Source organism: Flavobacterium sp. (genome assembly GCF_043773265.1).
In the GTDB taxonomy this organism is placed as follows: Bacteria; Bacteroidota; Bacteroidia; order Flavobacteriales; family Flavobacteriaceae; genus Flavobacterium.
Window position 1 is genome coordinate 1 of record NZ_JAYVFH010000159.1, and the last position, 17,215, is coordinate 17,215.

Genomic DNA, 17,215 nt, shown 5'->3' on the forward strand with positions numbered 1-17,215 from the left:
TGTGTGCAACTGTAATACAAAAATGTTGCCAAACAAAAATACGATAAAAGTGCAAACTTTTTAATAAAGTGTTTCATAAGCTTCTTGGTTTAAGGTTAATTGTTTTGTAAATATATACATAAAATAATAAAAGTTATAATATATAATAACTTTTTTTATTCTATTATTTGGAATATCGCAATGTGTATAATGAAAATGAACATAGTGATAAAGAATATTTAATCAACTTAGGCAAAAGGATTAAATATATTCGTTTGCAAAAGAAAATTTCGCAAACAGAAATTGCTTATAGATGTGGTTTTGATAAAAGTAATTACAACACAATAGAGTCTGGAAAAAGAAATCCAACTATTATTTCTTTAATAAAAATTTCTAAAGCTTTAAATATTTCTATTAAAGAATTGTTTGAATTTTAATTAAAAAAATAATAACGATAGATATTAAAAAGAAATTCAATACACTTTTAATCATATTTATAAATTATTTCTTTTTAATTATTAAAATAAAAGAATATCTACATCCCACTACGAATAGCTTCAACAGGATCAAGTTTTGAAGCAGAAATTGCTGGCATAATTCCAGATATTAAACCTACTATTACTGATAATCCAGTACCAATTAATACATTCCAAATGCTTAATACAAATTCGAAATCTAATAAGTTTGTTAGTAGTAATGCCATTAACCAAACAATTAATAGTCCAATCAATCCACCAATTACGCAAAGAATAATTGACTCAAATAAAAACTGAAAAAGTATAAACTTATTTTTGGCTCCAAGTGATTTTTGAATTCCAATTAAATTGGTGCGTTCTTTTACAGATACAAACATTATGTTGGCAATACCAAATCCACCAACTAAAAATGAGAAAAAACTAATTACAATTCCGCCCATTCTCATACTGCTTATAATTCCGTCAAGAAAATCGGTAAAACCAGAAAACACATTGATGAAAAAATTATCAATATCGGCAGTTTTCACACCACGCATGGTTCGCAGTTTTTGGGATAAATCGGCTTTAAAAGCTTCCATATCTATAGCTTTTTGTGGTTTTATTACAATTACTGGCAACATCATATCGTTGTTGTCACCATATAATTTTCTAATAAAATTTACTGGAATAAAAACCGATGTATCATTACTATCGCCAAACAATCCTGCACCTTGCTTTTTTAGAATTCCAATAACTGTAAATTTCTGACCATACAATCGTACTTGTTTTCCTATTGGATCGATATTTTCAAAAAGCACATTTGCAATTTCATCTCCAATAACAATAACTGCCGAACCAGAGTTGGATTCTGATTCATTATAAAATCGTCCTTTTTGAAATTCTAAACCTTGAATATCAATAAACTCTTGGGAAACTGGCACAACGTTTATTGAACTTACTGATTTGTCTTCGTGTTTTATAATTTCTGCTTGAACAAACATTTGATAAGCAAGTTCTTGTGCATCAGGCAAATTGTTTTTTAGGTATTGATATTCATCATAGTTTACATTAGGAAACTGCTCTCTCTTCCATCTTGGAATATCTGATGGTCCAAAAGATTGACTTGTTAAATAAATGGTGTTTTTATCTAAACTACTTAAACTTTTTTTAATTTTTTGATCTAAAGAATCTACAGCTGCCAAAACTGCAATTATTGAGAATATCCCAATAGTAACACCAAGTAACGAAAGTAATGTTCGCAATTTATTGCTTCGTAACGCATTCATTGCAAACCTAAAACTTTCTTTTAATAAACGAAAATATACTAACATTGTAGATTTTTTTCTTTGTTCAAATTTAAGTTATTAGTAAATAGAATAACTATAATGTTACAGAAAATCGAAACAAATAATCTTTTAACCCTGAATGTAGTGGAAATCTTTTTTATCTTGAACTTGTTTCAAGATCTTGAAACAAGTTCAAGATAAAAAAAATTGGAACGAAATGCAGGAAAATGGAGAGCAAAAACTACTACTGATTCGTTCCTAAAAAAATCAAAAATGAGATTGATTCCTAGCTTGCAATTACTTACTTTTGCGTGCTTAACAACACTACTTAATGAGCACTACTAAAACTATTAAATCGGCATTAATTTCGGTCTTTTCTAAAGATGGATTAGAACCAATTGTTCGCAAACTACACGAGCATAATGTAAGTATCTATTCGACTGGAGGAACCGAAGAATTTATTAAAAATCTTGGAATTCCTGTAATTCCTGTTGAAGATGTTACTTCGTTTCCTGAAATTCTTGGCGGAAGAGTAAAAACATTGCATCCAAAGATTTTTGGCGGAATTTTAAATCGTCAGAATAATGAAACCGATGTGCAACAAATGAAGGAATTTGATATTCCTCAAATTGATGTTGTAATTGTTGATTTATATCCTTTTGAAAAAACTGTTGCAAGTGGAGCTAGCGAATCTGAAATTATAGAAAAAATTGATATTGGTGGTATTTCGTTAATTCGTGCTGCTGCAAAAAACTTTAATGACACTGTAATTGTTGCTTCGGTAAACGAGTATAGTTTGTTTTTAGAAATGATTTCGCAAGGAAATGCAACTACAACTTTAGAACAAAGAAGATTATTGGCAACTAAAGCTTTTCATACTTCGTCACATTATGATGCTGCAATCTTTAATTATTTTAATACTGACGAATCAGTTTTAAAAGTTAGTATTGATGAATGTCAAATATTACGTTATGGTGAAAACCCACATCAAAAAGGATTTTTCTTTGGCGATTTTGATGCAATTTTCACAAAACTTCATGGCAAAGAATTATCATATAACAATCTTTTGGATGTTGATGCAGCTGTAAATTTAATTTTAGAATTTAAAAATCAATCCCCAACATTTGCAATATTAAAACACAATAATGCTTGTGGTATTGCAACAAGAAGATCAATGAAAGAAGCATATCTTGATGCATTGTCTGGCGATCCAACATCGGCATTTGGTGGAGTATTAATTGCCAACGGAAAAATTGATGAAGCAACAGCAAACGAAATAAACTCATTATTTTGTGAAGTTGTAATTGCACCAAGCTATGATGAAAAAGCGTTAAATATTTTACAAGAAAAAAAGAACCGAATCATATTGATAATAAAAGATGTACCTTTACCTCAACGTCAACTAAGAACATGCCTTAACGGAATTTTAGTTCAGGATAAAAACAACATCACAGACAATAAAGAAGCACTAAAAAGCGTTACCATAACAACACCAACAAATCTAGAAATTGAGGATTTAATTTTTGCATCTAAAATTTGTAAAAACACAAAATCTAATACTATAGTTTTAGCAAAAAATGGTCAATTAATTGCTGCTGGAACAGGACAAACATCACGAGTTGATGCCTTGAAACAAGCAATTGAAAAAGCAAATTCATTTGGTTTTGATTTAAAAGGAGCGGTAATGGCAAGCGATGCTTTTTTTCCTTTTCCTGATTGTGTTGAGATTGCAAAAAATGCAGGCATAACAGCCGTTATTCAACCTGGAGGTTCTATAAAAGACGAATTGAGCATAAATTATTGTAATGAAAATAAAGTTGCGATGGTATTTACAGGAACACGTCATTTTAAACATTAATTTTATTATTTTTGTCGAAAACTAATTTATAACAAACTAAAACCCTTTTAAAAGTATGGGATTTTTTGATTTCATGACTGAGGATATAGCAATTGACCTTGGTACCGCTAATACACTAATCATTCACAACGACAAGGTTGTAATTGATAGTCCTTCTATTGTTGCAAGAGATAGAATATCTGGAAAAATCATAGCAGTTGGAAAAGAAGCCAACATGATGCAAGGTAAAACCCATGAAAACATAAAAACCATACGACCATTAAAAGACGGAGTTATTGCCGATTTCGATGCATCTGAAAAGATGATTAGTATGTTTATAAAAAGTATTCCAGCTTTAAAAAAGAGAATGTTTACTCCAGCTTTGCGGATGGTAGTTTGTATTCCATCGGGAATTACTGAAGTAGAAATGCGTGCTGTAAAAGAAAGTTGTGAGCGTGTAAACGGTAAAGAAGTTTACTTAATTCACGAACCAATGGCAGCAGCAATTGGAATTGGAATTGATATTATGCAACCAAAAGGAAACATGATTGTAGATATTGGTGGTGGAACTACAGAAATTGCAGTAATCGCTCTTGGCGGAATTGTTTGTGACAAATCAGTAAAAATTGCTGGTGACGTTTTTACAAATGATATAATTTATTATATGAGAACTCAACATAACTTATTTGTTGGAGAAACTACTGCTGAGAAAATAAAAATTCAGGTTGGAGCTGCAACTGACCAGTTAGAATCGCCTCCAGATGATATGTCAGTTCAAGGTAGAGATTTACTAACTGGTAAACCAAAACAAGTTGAAGTTTCTTATAGAGAAATTGCAAAAGCTTTAGACAAATCTATTCAAAGAATTGAAGATGCTGTAATGGAAACATTATCTCAAACACCTCCAGAATTGGCAGCAGACATTTATAATACTGGTATTTATCTTGCTGGTGGAGGTTCAATGCTTCGTGGTCTTGATAAACGTATTTCATTAAAAACAGATTTACCGGTTTATATTGCCGAAGATCCGTTGAAAGCAGTTGTAAGAGGAACTGGAATGGCATTGAAAAACATACCAAAATTTAGAAGTATACTTATAAAATAAATCCATAGTTTAAAGATTTCTAACTTTAATAAAAATGCAACAAATATTTAATTTTATATTTAAAAACAGCTATCGTATGCTGTTTTTGTTGCTTATGGTTATAGCGCTTTCGCTTACAATTCAATCACATTCTTATCACAAAAGTAAAGTTATTAGTTCGGCCAATTTCTTGTCTGGTGGTGTTTATGAAAAAATGAATAATGTAGAAGAATATTTCAATTTGAAAATTCAAAATGATGAATTGGCTAAAGAAAATGCTAGATTAAAAAGTATACTTTTTAATTTAAAAGATACAACCAAAGTTCCATATGATACAATTAGCGGCGTTAGAAAAATTGATTTGATAACTGCAAAAGTAATTAAGAATTCTTATAGTGTTTTTGAAAATTATTTAACATTAGACAAAGGTTACAGACAAGGATTGAAACAAGATATGGGAGTTGTTAATAGTCTAGGAATTGTTGGAGTTGTCGAAAACACATCTGCCAATTATGCTACTGTTTTAAGCATATTAAATGTGAAAGCACCAATAAATGCAAAAATAAAAAAATCGGGACATTTTGGTTCGCTAATTTGGAATGGTAAAAATGCAGGTTTTGTTCAACTAACAGATGTTCCAAGGTTAGCAACTGTAAAAAAAGGTGACACAATAGTAACTGGAGGACAATCGACAATTTTCCCAGAAAACATTAATGTTGGAACAATAGAAAAAGTTTATATTGATAACGAAACTAATTTTTATACTCTAGATGTTCGCTTGTTTAATGACATGACGAGTTTAGGATATGTTTACGTCATTAGAAACAAAGACACTAAAGAAATCAAAGCTTTAGAAAAAATAATCAAAAAAGATGAATAGCACATTACTATATAATCTTGCCCGATTTATTTTGTTGCTTGCAGTACAAGTTACTATTTTCAATAATATTAATTTTTTAGGATACATTAATCCGTTTCCATATATACTTTTTATAATTTTATATCCAGTAAACGGAAATAAATCTGGGTTACTTATTGCAAGTTTTTTTCTTGGTTTAACTATGGATTTATTTATGAATTCTGGTGGCGTTCATACTGCTTCATGTTTAATTTTATCCTATTTTAGACCATCAATTTTTAAATTTTCATTTGGATTGAGTTATGAGTACCAAACCGTTAGACTTAATGATTCTTTAACTCCAGAGCGATTTTCATTTATATTTTTATCAGTTGTAATTCACCATCTAGTTTTATTTATTTTAGAAATTTTTACCTTTGAATACTTTTGGAGCATTATTCTAAGAACACTTGTTAGTACTATATTCACAATCATAATTAGCATTTTAATTATTTACTTAATTAAGCCCAATAAAAGATGAGAAAGCTTCTTCTTCCTGCGTTGGTTATCATTTCGGCATCACTGTTATTGATACGTCTTTTTTATTTGCAAATAATTAATGACTCCTTCAAATTAAAGTCAGAAAATAATGCTATAAAAATTAATTACACTTATCCTGAAAGAGGTTATTTGTATGATAGAAATGGTGAATTGTTAGTAGCAAATCAGCCATCATATGACATTATGGTTATTCCACGAGACATAAAAAAAATTGACACTTTACAATTTTGCAAACTACTTTCAATTACAAAAGAAGAGTTTATTAAAAAAATCAAAAAAGCTAGAACATATAGTCCAATGCTTCCATCTGTTTTTTTAACACAACTCAATAAATTGGAATATGCTGGTTTTCAAGAAAAACTAAGAAGGTTTGAGGGATTTTATATTCAAAAAAGATCGTTAAGAGATTATCAAGTAAATTATGGCGCCAATGTTTTTGGTTTTATTACGCAAGTAAATGAAAAAATAATTGAAAAAAAACCATATTATATTGGTGGCGATTTAATTGGTAAACAAGGTGTTGAAGAAAATTATGAAGAGATATTAAGAGGTCAAAAAGGTGTGAAATATCTATTAAAGGATAAATTTAATAGAGAAATAGGTTCTTATAAAGAAGGAAAATTTGATACAATTTCTAAACAAGGTCAAGACTTAACATTAACCATTGATGCCGAATTACAAAAATACGGAGAGGAATTAATGATAAATAAACGTGGCGGAATTGTTGCTATTGAACCAAAAACTGGCGAAATTTTGGCATTAATAACTGCACCATCTTATGATCCAGCAACTTTAGTTGGAAGACAACGTTCTGCAAATTACACAAGATTATACAAAGACTCAATAGCCAAACCACTATATGACAGAGGATTACTTGCGCAATATCCGCCAGGATCACCATTTAAAATACTTACTGGTTTAGTTGCATTACAAGAAGGTGTAATAAATGATAGCACTACTTTTTATTGCAGACGTGGTTTTAGTTATGCAAGAGGTAGATTTATGAAATGTCACTGTAGTGGTGGTGCAGTTCGATTGCATAAAGCAATTTATCAATCTTGTAATAGTTATTTTTCTAATTCTTATATAAAAACTATAAATAAATATAAAGATAAAGGTTATGGTGTTGATGTTTGGGCTAAACATTTAAAAACATTTGGGCTTGGAGATTTTATGGGTTATGACTTACCAACCGGTAGAAAAGGAAGTATTCCTAGCGGAAAAATGTATAATAAATTATATAATAAAGCAGATGATGGATGGAAATGGGATGGAAAAACAATTTTATCAAATGCTATTGGACAAGGTGAAGTATTAATGACACCAATGCAGTTGGCAAATTTTATGGCAACTATTGCAAATCGTGGTTATTATTACACACCTCACATTGTTAAAAAAATTGAAGGTAAATTAATTGATAAACGTTTTACTACCAAACACGTTACTTCAATTGATAGAAAATATTTTGATCCAATTGTAGAAGGCATGAATGCTGTTTATGGTCGTGGCGGAACAGCTGGCGGACTTGGTGTTGCTGGTTTAGAAATTTGTGGTAAAACAGGAACAGCAGAGAATTTTGCAGTTATTAATGGAAAAAGAATTAAGCTTCAAGATCACTCTATTTTTGTTGCTTTTGCACCAAAGGATAATCCAAAAATAGCCATTGCAGTATTTGTAGAAAATGGATATTGGGGTGCACGTTGGGCTGGACCAATTACAACATTGATGATTGAAAAATATCTTAATAAAAAAATTACAAGACTAGACTTTGAGAAAAGAATGTTAAACGGAAGTTTAAAATCTCAATACGATAAATTATTACCAAGAAAACAACAAGATAGTATTTCTAAACATAGAGATAGTTTACTAAATGAGAAAAGGAAAATAGATTCAATTGCAAAGCAAAAAACAATAAAGAAAGAAAGTAGTAAAGAAATTGCAAAAATCAATTAAAATGAAAAATCAAGGTGTTTCACAAAATATTGATTGGATAAGTATTATAATTTATTGTGCTTTAGTTTTCATGGGTTGGCTTAATATTTATTCTTCATCACTATCTACTGTTGGCGAAGACGCTTCAATTTTTGATTTTACTCAAATATATGGTAAACAGTTTTTATTTATTTTATTTACAATTCCATTAATATTTATTGTGCTATTTGTAGAGGCAAAATTTTATGAAAAATATGCCATTATTATATTTGCAGTTTCTATAATTTCTTTAATCGGATTGTTCTTGTTTGGAAAAACAATTGCTGGACAAAGATGTTGGTATGCAATAGGAACTTTTACATTGCAACCATCAGAATTTGCTAAAGCAGCAACAGCATTGGCACTTGCAAAGTACATGAGTGATGTTCAAATAAATTTAAAAGAAGTAAACAGGCAAATACAAGTACTTATCATTGTTTTACTTCCTGTAATGCTAATATTACCTCAGCCAGATCCAGGAAGTGCATTGATTTATAGTGTTTTCTTTATTGTTTTATATAGAGAAGGAATGCCTGGTTGGTATTTACTAACTGGATTTATTGCAATACTATTATTTGTTTTAACATTAGCTACAAACAATCCATTTATTGTTATTGGCATTACTGTCATTGTATTAGCAATTAATTATTTCAGAAGCAGATTGGTCGATAGAAATATTATTGCAAGTGCAATACTTTTAATAATGGTTTCGGGATTTTCATTCTCTGTGAATTACGTATTTAATAATGTATTCAAACAACATCATCGTGATCGTTTCAACATTATTCTAGGTAAGGAAGTTGATATGAAAGGAATTGGATACAACACCGATCAATCTGAAATTGCCATTGGTTCTGGAGGTTGGTTTGGAAAAGGATATCTAGAAGGAACACAAACTAAAGGTGGTTTTGTTCCAGAACAACATACTGATTATATCTTTACAACTGTTGGAGAAGAATGGGGTTTTATGGGTTCGATATTAGTAATTGGATTGTTTTCAATATTAATTTTAAGAATAGTATATCTCGCCGAAAGACAAAAAACAAAGTTTAGTCGAGTTTATGGATATTGTGTTGCAGGAATTTTATTTATACACTTTTTTGTAAACATATCAATGGTTGTTGGAGTGTTTCCTACAATTGGCGTGCCTTTACCTTTCTTTTCTTATGGTGGTTCTGGACTTTGGGGTTTTACAATATTGCTGTTTATTTTCTTAAAAATGGATGCCAATAAAGTAAATGAATGGTAATTTTACTAAAAACTCCAAGATTTATAATCGCTACTTTTTTCTAATTTATTTTCTAAAGCATCATCCAAATTAGGAAAAAAATCAATCCCTGTCATTTTTTCTAGTTCATCTACAGAAATTACAAATTCATATAATGGTTCATCGCTATCTTGGTGAGGTACTAAAAAAGCTATCATTTTATATTCTTCTCTCGAAGTATCTAAAAGAACTTTGTAAAAAGAATTTGGAACAGCAACGTCTTCATCTCCAATTGTTTTCATATTATTAGTAAAAACTCCTCCAGTAACTATATAAATACCATCATATTTTGATGCCCAATATCTAACTTTTTGTTCTAATCTATTCCAAACACCTTCATTAAAATCATGCTTTTGTGGTGAAATATTAGAAGTGTAAAATGTTTCTTCAAATGCTTTTTTAGAAAATTTTCTATCTCCAGCAGGACAAAGATGACCTTTATCATATCCAGATCGTTTATAATTTCTCCAATCTGCCGATCCTGATTTTACTTTATTATCTTCAATAAAAAAAGGTCTTTCAAAATTATTATTATTGAAATTTAATTCGCTTTTCTTTAATTCATATGCAACCCATTCTGCTTGTTCATATTTATCAATATAAGATAAAGTGTAATTATCATGAATTACAACTTCATTATTAGTTGATGAAGGTAAAAAATCAAAATCTTTATTATTTTTTTGAACTCCAATTGTTTCTGTTGAATCAATTTTGGAGTCAATACTAATATCTTCATATCGTTTACACGAATAAAATAATGTAGTAGTTATTAGACAAAATATTGTTTTATTTCTTAAATAATAATTCATAAGTTTATACTTTATTAGCATACCAGCTTTATAGGAATAGTTTTTGTAATGCAGTAAAGATATAAATTGAAATTAATAAACCTAAAATTAGAACAAAATGAAAATTAAATTATTACTAACCGTTATTTTTCTTGTAAGTTTTCAAAACTTTTTTGCGCAAGAAACACCAATTCAAGAAGTTGATACTGTAAAACAAAAAGCTATGATTGTTGAAAAACAAAGAGCTGAAGAAAAAGAAATGCTTGAGCAAAAACTTAAAGAAGAAAAAAGATCTTTAAAACAACAAGAAAAAGCTGAAGAGAAAGTAGAAAATGCAGAAAAAAAAGCTGAACAAGCTGAGAAAGATGCTAAAAGAGCCGAGAAAAAAGCTGACAAAGCACTTGACAAAATCGAAAAAGAACAAAAAAAATTAGAATCTGCCGAAAAATCTTTATCAAAAGCTGAAAGTAAATTAGATAAAGCACGAAAAGATTTGACTAAGATGCAAACTAAATTTGCAAAAAATAAATCTAAAGGAAAACTTTCGCCAGTTGAAATTGAAAAAGAAAATGTAAATATCACAAAACAACAATTAAAAATAAAAAAGATTGAAGAAGATATTGAAAAAGCACAAAAAAAATTAAGAAAACTTAGATAATACAAATCCGCTGAAAAGCGGATTTTTTTTGTAGTCACAATTAGAAAGAAAAAAAACTTTATTATTGAATTGATATTGAATTATTTCATAAATTTGATAAACTTCTAATTACTAATTAATTATGACTAAAAAAACCAGCTATCTTCTTGGTATTTTACTAACAATTGTTTTTGGTACTTTTTTGTATCAAAAATATTGTTGTAATTGCTGTAAAGAAGAAACTTTTAAAACTGCAAAAGATTCTGTTTATGTAGGATCAGAAACTGATATTTCATTAAACAAATTTAAATTAAATGGTGAAGGATTTGATTATCAAACCAATGATAATTTTAATTTCCTTAAAGACAATTTCAAAACTGTTATACCTGTTAGTGATTCTATAAATATAGGAATCGACAACTTAAAAGCATTTTTTGACAAAAATCCTAATCTAAAATTGATGGTTACTGGATATGCAACATCCGACGAAAAAAACACATCTGCTTATCCAAATTTAGGATTTGCTAGAGCAAATGACGTTAAGAATTATTTCGTTTCTAAAGGATTTTCTGCTTCAAAATTTGACACTACTGGAGAAATTCGCGATGCTTGGAAAATGAGTTCCGATACACTTCTTGGTCCAGTTGATTATAAACTTTTTGCAGTTGAAGCAACATCAGAAAAAACAGATTGGAACGCAATGAAAACTAAAATTAATGCAAATCCTTTAATTTTATATTTCAACACTGGTCAGGCAGACATTAATTTAACCGAAGAAGAAAGACAAAAAGTAGCCGATTTAGTAAATTATCTTGATAATGTTTCTGGAGCAAAACTAGATGCTGTTGGTCACACTGACAATGTTGGTGATAGAACCATTAACACAAGACTTGGACTTGAAAGAGCCAATTTTGCAAAAGATTATTTGGTTAAAAATGGTGTTGGAAATGACAAAATTGAAACCTCATCTAAAGGTCCAGACGAACCACTTGCAGACAATAATACTGCAGATGGAAAAGCAAAAAACAGACGAACAGTTGTTACAATTAAATAATTTAAAAAAATAATATTATGAGTTTATGTACTTTAATTCCTGCTTTGGTAGGTTTAATTTCTGGAATTTTAGGTTATCTTTTAGGCAAAATGGGGTCTAAAGGTGGCGATAATAGAGGTTCTATTTCTCTTCAATCAGATTTAGATGCGTGTAGAGACAATTCTAAAAGTCTTTCTGCTAGAATAGCTTCTTTAGAAAATGATTTAGTTACTTCTAAATCGGCAAGTAGCTCAACTTCACAAGGATTTACTTCTAGTGCTGGTGAAACTTATTCATATAATGCAGCTGCGTCACTTGCTGTTTTAGGAAAAAAATGGAAACAAGACGACTTAAAAATTGTTGAAGGAATTGGACCTAAAATTGAAGGATTATATCACAATGCTGGTATAAAAACATGGAAATCATTATCTGAAACTTCAGTAGAAAAATCGCAATCTATACTTGATTCTGCTGGCGAAAGATATGCAGTACACAATCCTGCAACTTGGGCAAAACAAGCACAATTGGCTTATCAAGGTAAATGGCAAGAATTAAAAGATTGGCAAGATTCTCTTGATGGCGGAAAACAAAAAACTTAATAACATGTAATTAAAAATGGCTGACAAAAAATTTGTCAGCCATTTTTTTATACATTTAATAATCCCTTAAGACTTTATTAATTTTTCTTTTTTAATCTTATTAGACAATTCTTTCTTTGGATAAGAATTTGTTTGTAAATCACTCAAAATGTGCAGAGCTTCTTCAACATAAACATCATTTGACAAGCTTTCAAACCAACTTTGTCTTTTATCTTTTAGTGTTTCGTCTTTTTTCATCAATTCTAATTCATATGGTAATGAACTAAAAGGAAGATGATTATTATAATCTGCAATTGATTTAAACTTTTTATTAGTTTCTTCAAGTTTCTTTTGTTCACTTTTAAACTTATCTATTTGCAAACTATAAACATTTACTTTATTTCTTTCATCAAGCCATTTAGCATTTTCATCTACTAATTGCATTTGAGGATTGTTTAACATTCTCATTTTACTATTAACAATTGCATTGTCAAAATTGCTTTGCTTGTTCCAGACGTTATATTGTGCAGCATCAATTTTATCCCAAGCCATTGCATTATCAACATCTCTTTCGCCCATTTTTAAATAAGCATATCTGTCTGGCATTACAATATCACTACTAACTCCTTCTAGTTGAGTTGAGCCACCATTGATTCTATAAAATTTTTGAATCGTAGTTTTTAAGGCACCCAAATTACCCACATTGCTTCCTCTAACGAATTGATTTAAATCAATTACATTTTGAACAGTACCTTTGCCATAGCTTTGTTTACTACCAATAATAACAGCTCTTTTATAATCTTGCATTGCGGCAGCAAGAATTTCTGATGCAGATGCAGAGAAACTATTTTGCATTATTACTAATGGTCCATCCCATTGTATTTTTGGATCTTTGTCAGGCAAAACTTCTATTGCTCCAGAAGCAGATTTTACTTGAACTATTGGACCTTGTTCTATAAACAATCCTGCAATATCAACTACAGTTCTTAATGAACCACCACCGTTATCACGAACATCCATAATAATTCCTTTAACACCGGCAGCTTTTAATCTTTCTATTTCAATTGCTACATCTTTTCCTGCATCACGACTGTTTTTATCTTCAAAATCTATATAGAATTTTGGCAAATTAATAATTCCATATTTAGTACCATCTTTTTCAATAATACTTGATTTAGCATAGGTTTCTTCAATTTCAACCTCATCTCTTATTATAGAAATAATTTTTATTGAACCATCGGTTTTTTTAACTGTAAGACGAACTTCAGTTCCTTTTGGTCCTTTTATTTTTTTAACAACATCATCAAGTCGCATTCCAACAACTTCAATAGGTTCTTTATCGGCTTGAGCTACTTTTAAAATAATATCGCCTGCTTCAAGCTCTTTTCCTCTCCAAGCTGGACCACCAGAAATTAATTCTGTAATTTCTGTAAAATCATTTTTCTTTTGTAACCTTGCTCCTATTCCTTCTAGTTTTCCGCTCATACTTACATCAAAACGTTCTTTTTCGTCAGGTGCTAAATAGGAAGTATGAGGATCAAATCTTGTTGCAATGGCGTTTATGAATACTGAAAACCAATCTTCTCTATCTAAATCTTTAATAACATTATAATAATCATTTAAAGATTTTAAAGTGCTTTCACGGCTCTCTTTTTCAATATCATCAGTAGATTTTGGAGCATCATTATCAACTTTACTATTATTTTCTATAAACTTTTTTTCTAATTCTGGCGTAAGTTTAGCACCCATTTTAGTTTTATAAGTTGCAAGTTTTTGCTGCGGAGTTTTATTTTTATTTGCAATTTTATCTTCCTCCAATTTTTGTTTATCAACATAAGTTGACAAGGTCGATAGCTTAATTTGCTTTCTCCATTTTTCTTTCAATGCTGTGACATCATTGGAATATGGTATTTTTTCATAATCGGTATTGAAAGTTTCGTCTAATGTATAATCTATAGGTTTATCAAGAATATCTTTGTAATAAGATTTACTTTCCTCCATACGTTGAACCAATCTAGAATAAGTTAAATCAAAAAAAGTTAAATCTTTATTTAAAATTTGATCATCAATTTTTAATTCAAATTTCGAAAATTCTTCAATATCCGATTGCAAAAAGAAACGTTTAGACGGATCAAGAGCATCTATATAGTCTTTATAAATTCCTTTAGACAGTTTATCATCAAATGCTGCTGGACTGTAATGCCCTTTTTCTAGTACATATGCCAAAAGTTCAAGCAATAACTTATCTTTTTCGGGATCACCTTTTATAGTTTTAGGAATAAAACTAAACAGCCCAATTGATAGGGCTACAATAACCAACAATACTTTATAATTCCTTTTCATAAATTGAATAATTGCATTCATTAAATTTTTCAACTAAATTACATAAAAAATTATGCCACATTATGCTTATCTCGCATAATATTTTGTTAAAACAACTTTCTTGGCTTCAAAGTTATAAAATTAATAAGGTAATAAGTGTTTAATTGTTACTTTTACTATAAAAAAAACTCTGCCAAAGTTTTAAACTTTGGCAGAGTTTACTGTATCAAAAATAATTAATAAATATTACTCCTTTACAATTTTCTCTACAAAAACAACATTATCCTCACCATAAAACTTAACTACATAAACGCCACTAGACAAACTACTAACATCTACAATTTCATTAAAAGCTTGCTCATATACTTTGGCACCCAATAAATTATAAATTATTATTTTTTGTAATGGTGTGGTTGTGGTTATGTTTAATGTGTTTTTTGTTGGGTTTGGGTAGATTGTGATTTTATTGGTGTTGAATTGATTGTTAGAGAGTTGCAAACATTCAATTTGAGTAGGGATTTGTAAACTTACATTATCATTAGTGCCTAGTTGTCCACAATTATTGTAACCCCAAACAAATAAAGAATTATCATTTTTAATACCCATACTACTTGCCCCACCAGCATTAATTTTAGCCCAGTCATTCGCTGTTCCAATTTGTATAGGTAATAATCTATTAGTAATCGTTCCATCTCCAAGTCTATAACCATTATTATAACCCCAAGCCCAAAGTGTATTGTTGACTTTCAGAGCAAGACAATGTTGATTACTTGAGATAATTTTATACCAATTATTTTCAACACCAACTTGTGTTGGAACATTTATGTTTATAAGATTATTTTGTCCCAATTGACCAGAATCATTTTTACCCCATGACCAAAGTGTACCATCATTTTTTATTGACATAGAAAAATTCCCTCCTGCAGAGATCTCAACCCAATTGTTGTCTGAACCAACTTGAGTTGGAACAATAATATTAACATTTGAGCCGTTACCTAATGCTCCATAATAATTATAACCCCAACTCCATAATGTCCCATCTGATTTTAGCGCTAGTGCATGATTTGTACCCACGGTAATTTTACTCCAATTTGAACTTAAACTAACTTGAATTGGAGTTGTTCTGTTTGTAGTTGTTCCATCTCCTAATTGTCCAGAGCCATTTGCACCCCAAGCCCAGAGTGTACCATTTTGTTTTATTGCAAAAGTTGAACCAGCAAATGACTTTATTGTTGACCAGTTATTCTCAGTCCCAATTTGAGTTGGTGTATTTATAGTAGTAGCTGAACTACTAATTCCTAAAGCGCCATTTTGATTATTACCCCAAGCCCACAAAGTTCCATTTGATTTTTTGGCAAAGGAACGTTTACTACCTGTTGTAACGTCTTCCCAAATTGTCTCAGTACCTATCTGAAACTGTCCTATACAATTAGCTCCTACAAGGTTACATTGGAAATCTCCAACCTGACCACTGTCATTAAAACCCCAAGCCCATAATGTTCCATCATTTTTTACAGCATTACAATGCCAACTCTCATTAACTGAAATTTTGCTCCAACATTGATTGTTTGAAATTTGATTATACGTTAAATTAGAATTAGCAGAATCATTTTCTTTATTAAATAAAATTACAAATCTATCATTAGTTATATTAGAGTCAAGTTTAAAAGTATATGGAGACTTGCTTAAATCATAAATTACGTTTAATAATTTGTCTTCTAAATAAATATTTTCTTGAGCTAGTTTTCCTGAACTTTTATTTATTTCAATTTTAAATTCTTGGTTTTCAAACTCAACTGTTTTCAATTTTAATGGAATTTTTTTATTGCTATTAAATTTGCTTTGTACATCAATAATTAAATCATAATTAGTAGTATTTGTATAAATATTTAATTTACTATCAAACATTTTTTTTACATCTTCTTTAGAATTAAACCCATCAGAACCCTTATCTAAAAATGCAATTCCAACTTGTGATTTTAAATTATTATTATAAAAATCAATCCATAATTTATCCTGATTTTCCGAAATTGAATTCCTTGCAAAAGTATTGTTGACAACCTTACTTCGAATACTATTATTAAAAACAAGACTTGAATTATAATCATAATCTGGTGTGTGAGTTACCGTTTGAACAAAAAATGATTGGCATGAAGCAAGCACACCATTATCACTTATACCATTGAAATCGTTATCATTAAATGCAGAGTTACTAGAAGAACTTGGAATTACAATCATTGTAGGATTATAAATTAAATAACTATCTTCAGTATAATTAAGACCGTATGGTCCAGAAGAAGGGTTGTTTGGCGTATCGTCAACTTTTCTTCCCCAAACATAAGCCACAGGATCAATTAACCCAGCGTTAACCTCGAATAATCTGTCTAAATCTATGGCACTTGGGTATGGGTTGCCTATTAAATTGGCAAAACCGTTGCTTGGCTCGTTGTGGTAAACTGGTACGGTTACTATGCCGTTATTGGGTTTGCCTCTAAAGTTTATGGTATAATTACAACCTGCTCCACTACAACCGCTTGGTGGCCAAGTAGCATAACCTATTCCTGGAATTAATTGTTGTG

14 protein-coding genes are annotated in these 17,215 nt (G+C 29.9%); 10 read left to right on the top strand and 4 right to left on the bottom strand.

From position 1 onward, the window contains the following. Positions 1-182 precede the first annotated feature (182 nt). Positions 183-416, top strand: a complete 234-nt coding sequence (locus ACH2BO_RS08740; RefSeq protein ID WP_395044363.1) for a helix-turn-helix domain-containing protein — start codon at positions 183-185, stop codon at positions 414-416. A 98-nt stretch (positions 417-514) separates the two neighbouring features. Here the strand turns inward: ACH2BO_RS08740 and ACH2BO_RS08745 are convergent, their stop codons facing one another. After that, the gene (locus ACH2BO_RS08745) at positions 515-1,765 is read right to left on the bottom strand and encodes an ABC transporter permease (RefSeq protein WP_395044364.1); all 1,251 of its coding nucleotides are present in this window, start codon (positions 1,763-1,765) and stop codon (positions 515-517) included. A 286-nt stretch (positions 1,766-2,051) separates the two neighbouring features. Here ACH2BO_RS08745 and purH point away from each other — a divergent pair, with 286 nt between their 5' ends. The 6 genes from purH to rodA are packed head-to-tail and all read left to right on the top strand — an operon-like array spanning position 2,052 to position 9,260. Further along, the gene (purH, locus tag ACH2BO_RS08750; RefSeq protein ID WP_395044365.1) at positions 2,052-3,578 is read left to right on the top strand and encodes a bifunctional phosphoribosylaminoimidazolecarboxamide formyltransferase/IMP cyclohydrolase; all 1,527 of its coding nucleotides are present in this window, start codon (positions 2,052-2,054) and stop codon (positions 3,576-3,578) included. 55 nt (positions 3,579-3,633) lie between these two features. Beyond that, positions 3,634-4,662, top strand: a complete 1,029-nt coding sequence (locus ACH2BO_RS08755; protein WP_395044366.1) for a rod shape-determining protein — start codon at positions 3,634-3,636, stop codon at positions 4,660-4,662. 34 nt (positions 4,663-4,696) lie between these two features. Next, on the top strand, positions 4,697-5,521 hold the full coding sequence (gene mreC / locus ACH2BO_RS08760; RefSeq protein ID WP_395044367.1) for a rod shape-determining protein MreC: 825 nt from the start codon (positions 4,697-4,699) through the stop codon (positions 5,519-5,521). Continuing rightward, on the top strand, positions 5,514-6,020 hold the full coding sequence (locus ACH2BO_RS08765; protein ID WP_395044368.1) for a rod shape-determining protein MreD: 507 nt from the start codon (positions 5,514-5,516) through the stop codon (positions 6,018-6,020). Before mreC ends, ACH2BO_RS08765 begins: the two co-directional genes overlap by 8 nt. Next, positions 6,017-7,993: a penicillin-binding protein 2 gene (mrdA, locus tag ACH2BO_RS08770; RefSeq protein ID WP_395044369.1), complete on the top strand. Its 1,977-nt coding sequence runs from the start codon at positions 6,017-6,019 to the stop codon at positions 7,991-7,993. Before ACH2BO_RS08765 ends, mrdA begins: the two co-directional genes overlap by 4 nt. A gap of 1 nt (position 7,994) precedes the next feature. Next, positions 7,995-9,260, top strand: a complete 1,266-nt coding sequence (gene rodA / locus ACH2BO_RS08775; RefSeq protein ID WP_395044370.1) for a rod shape-determining protein RodA — start codon at positions 7,995-7,997, stop codon at positions 9,258-9,260. 5 nt (positions 9,261-9,265) lie between these two features. Here the strand turns inward: rodA and ACH2BO_RS08780 are convergent, their stop codons facing one another. After that, on the bottom strand, positions 9,266-10,087 hold the full coding sequence (locus ACH2BO_RS08780) for a DNA/RNA non-specific endonuclease (RefSeq protein WP_395044371.1): 822 nt from the start codon (positions 10,085-10,087) through the stop codon (positions 9,266-9,268). Between the two features lie 97 nt (positions 10,088-10,184). On the opposite strand from ACH2BO_RS08780, the gene ACH2BO_RS08785 reads away from it, so the two are divergent. From ACH2BO_RS08785 to ACH2BO_RS08795, 3 genes are all read left to right on the top strand, one after another. Beyond that, positions 10,185-10,724, top strand: coding sequence for a hypothetical protein (locus ACH2BO_RS08785; RefSeq protein ID WP_395044372.1), 540 nt, complete (start codon positions 10,185-10,187; stop codon positions 10,722-10,724). A 121-nt stretch (positions 10,725-10,845) separates the two neighbouring features. After that, complete coding sequence (locus tag ACH2BO_RS08790) at positions 10,846-11,757, top strand: OmpA family protein (protein WP_395044373.1); 912 nt, start codon at positions 10,846-10,848, stop codon at positions 11,755-11,757. A gap of 17 nt (positions 11,758-11,774) precedes the next feature. Further along, entirely contained in the window at positions 11,775-12,335 is a 561-nt protein-coding gene (locus ACH2BO_RS08795; protein ID WP_395044374.1) for a hypothetical protein, read from the top strand. Between the two features lie 66 nt (positions 12,336-12,401). Here ACH2BO_RS08795 and ACH2BO_RS08800 read toward each other — a convergent pair whose 3' ends face one another. Together ACH2BO_RS08800 and ACH2BO_RS08805 are read right to left on the bottom strand one after the other, a co-directional pair. Beyond that, positions 12,402-14,678, bottom strand: a complete 2,277-nt coding sequence (locus ACH2BO_RS08800) for a carboxy terminal-processing peptidase (RefSeq protein ID WP_395044375.1) — start codon at positions 14,676-14,678, stop codon at positions 12,402-12,404. Positions 14,679-14,882: 204 nt separating this feature from the next. Further along, positions 14,883-17,215 (bottom strand): T9SS type A sorting domain-containing protein (locus ACH2BO_RS08805; protein ID WP_395044376.1); only part of this gene is annotated, 2,333 nt, incomplete at its 5' end.

What these genes read in the sequence shown, in the direction of transcription:
- ACH2BO_RS08745 (WP_395044364.1), bottom strand. Translation starts at nt 1,765, where the DNA reads ATGTTAGTATATTTTCGTTTATTAAAAGAAAGTTTTAGGTTTGCAATG.
- purH (WP_395044365.1), top strand. Translation starts at nt 2,052, where the DNA reads ATGAGCACTACTAAAACTATTAAATCGGCATTAATTTCGGTCTTTTCT.
- ACH2BO_RS08755 (WP_395044366.1), top strand. Translation starts at nt 3,634, where the DNA reads ATGGGATTTTTTGATTTCATGACTGAGGATATAGCAATTGACCTTGGT.
- mreC (WP_395044367.1), top strand. Translation starts at nt 4,697, where the DNA reads ATGCAACAAATATTTAATTTTATATTTAAAAACAGCTATCGTATGCTG.
- ACH2BO_RS08765 (WP_395044368.1), top strand. Translation starts at nt 5,514, where the DNA reads ATGAATAGCACATTACTATATAATCTTGCCCGATTTATTTTGTTGCTT.
- mrdA (WP_395044369.1), top strand. Translation starts at nt 6,017, where the DNA reads ATGAGAAAGCTTCTTCTTCCTGCGTTGGTTATCATTTCGGCATCACTG.
- rodA (WP_395044370.1), top strand. Translation starts at nt 7,995, where the DNA reads ATGAAAAATCAAGGTGTTTCACAAAATATTGATTGGATAAGTATTATA.
- ACH2BO_RS08780 (WP_395044371.1), bottom strand. Translation starts at nt 10,087, where the DNA reads ATGAATTATTATTTAAGAAATAAAACAATATTTTGTCTAATAACTACT.
- ACH2BO_RS08785 (WP_395044372.1), top strand. Translation starts at nt 10,185, where the DNA reads ATGAAAATTAAATTATTACTAACCGTTATTTTTCTTGTAAGTTTTCAA.
- ACH2BO_RS08790 (WP_395044373.1), top strand. Translation starts at nt 10,846, where the DNA reads ATGACTAAAAAAACCAGCTATCTTCTTGGTATTTTACTAACAATTGTT.
- ACH2BO_RS08795 (WP_395044374.1), top strand. Translation starts at nt 11,775, where the DNA reads ATGAGTTTATGTACTTTAATTCCTGCTTTGGTAGGTTTAATTTCTGGA.
- ACH2BO_RS08800 (WP_395044375.1), bottom strand. Translation starts at nt 14,678, where the DNA reads ATGAATGCAATTATTCAATTTATGAAAAGGAATTATAAAGTATTGTTG.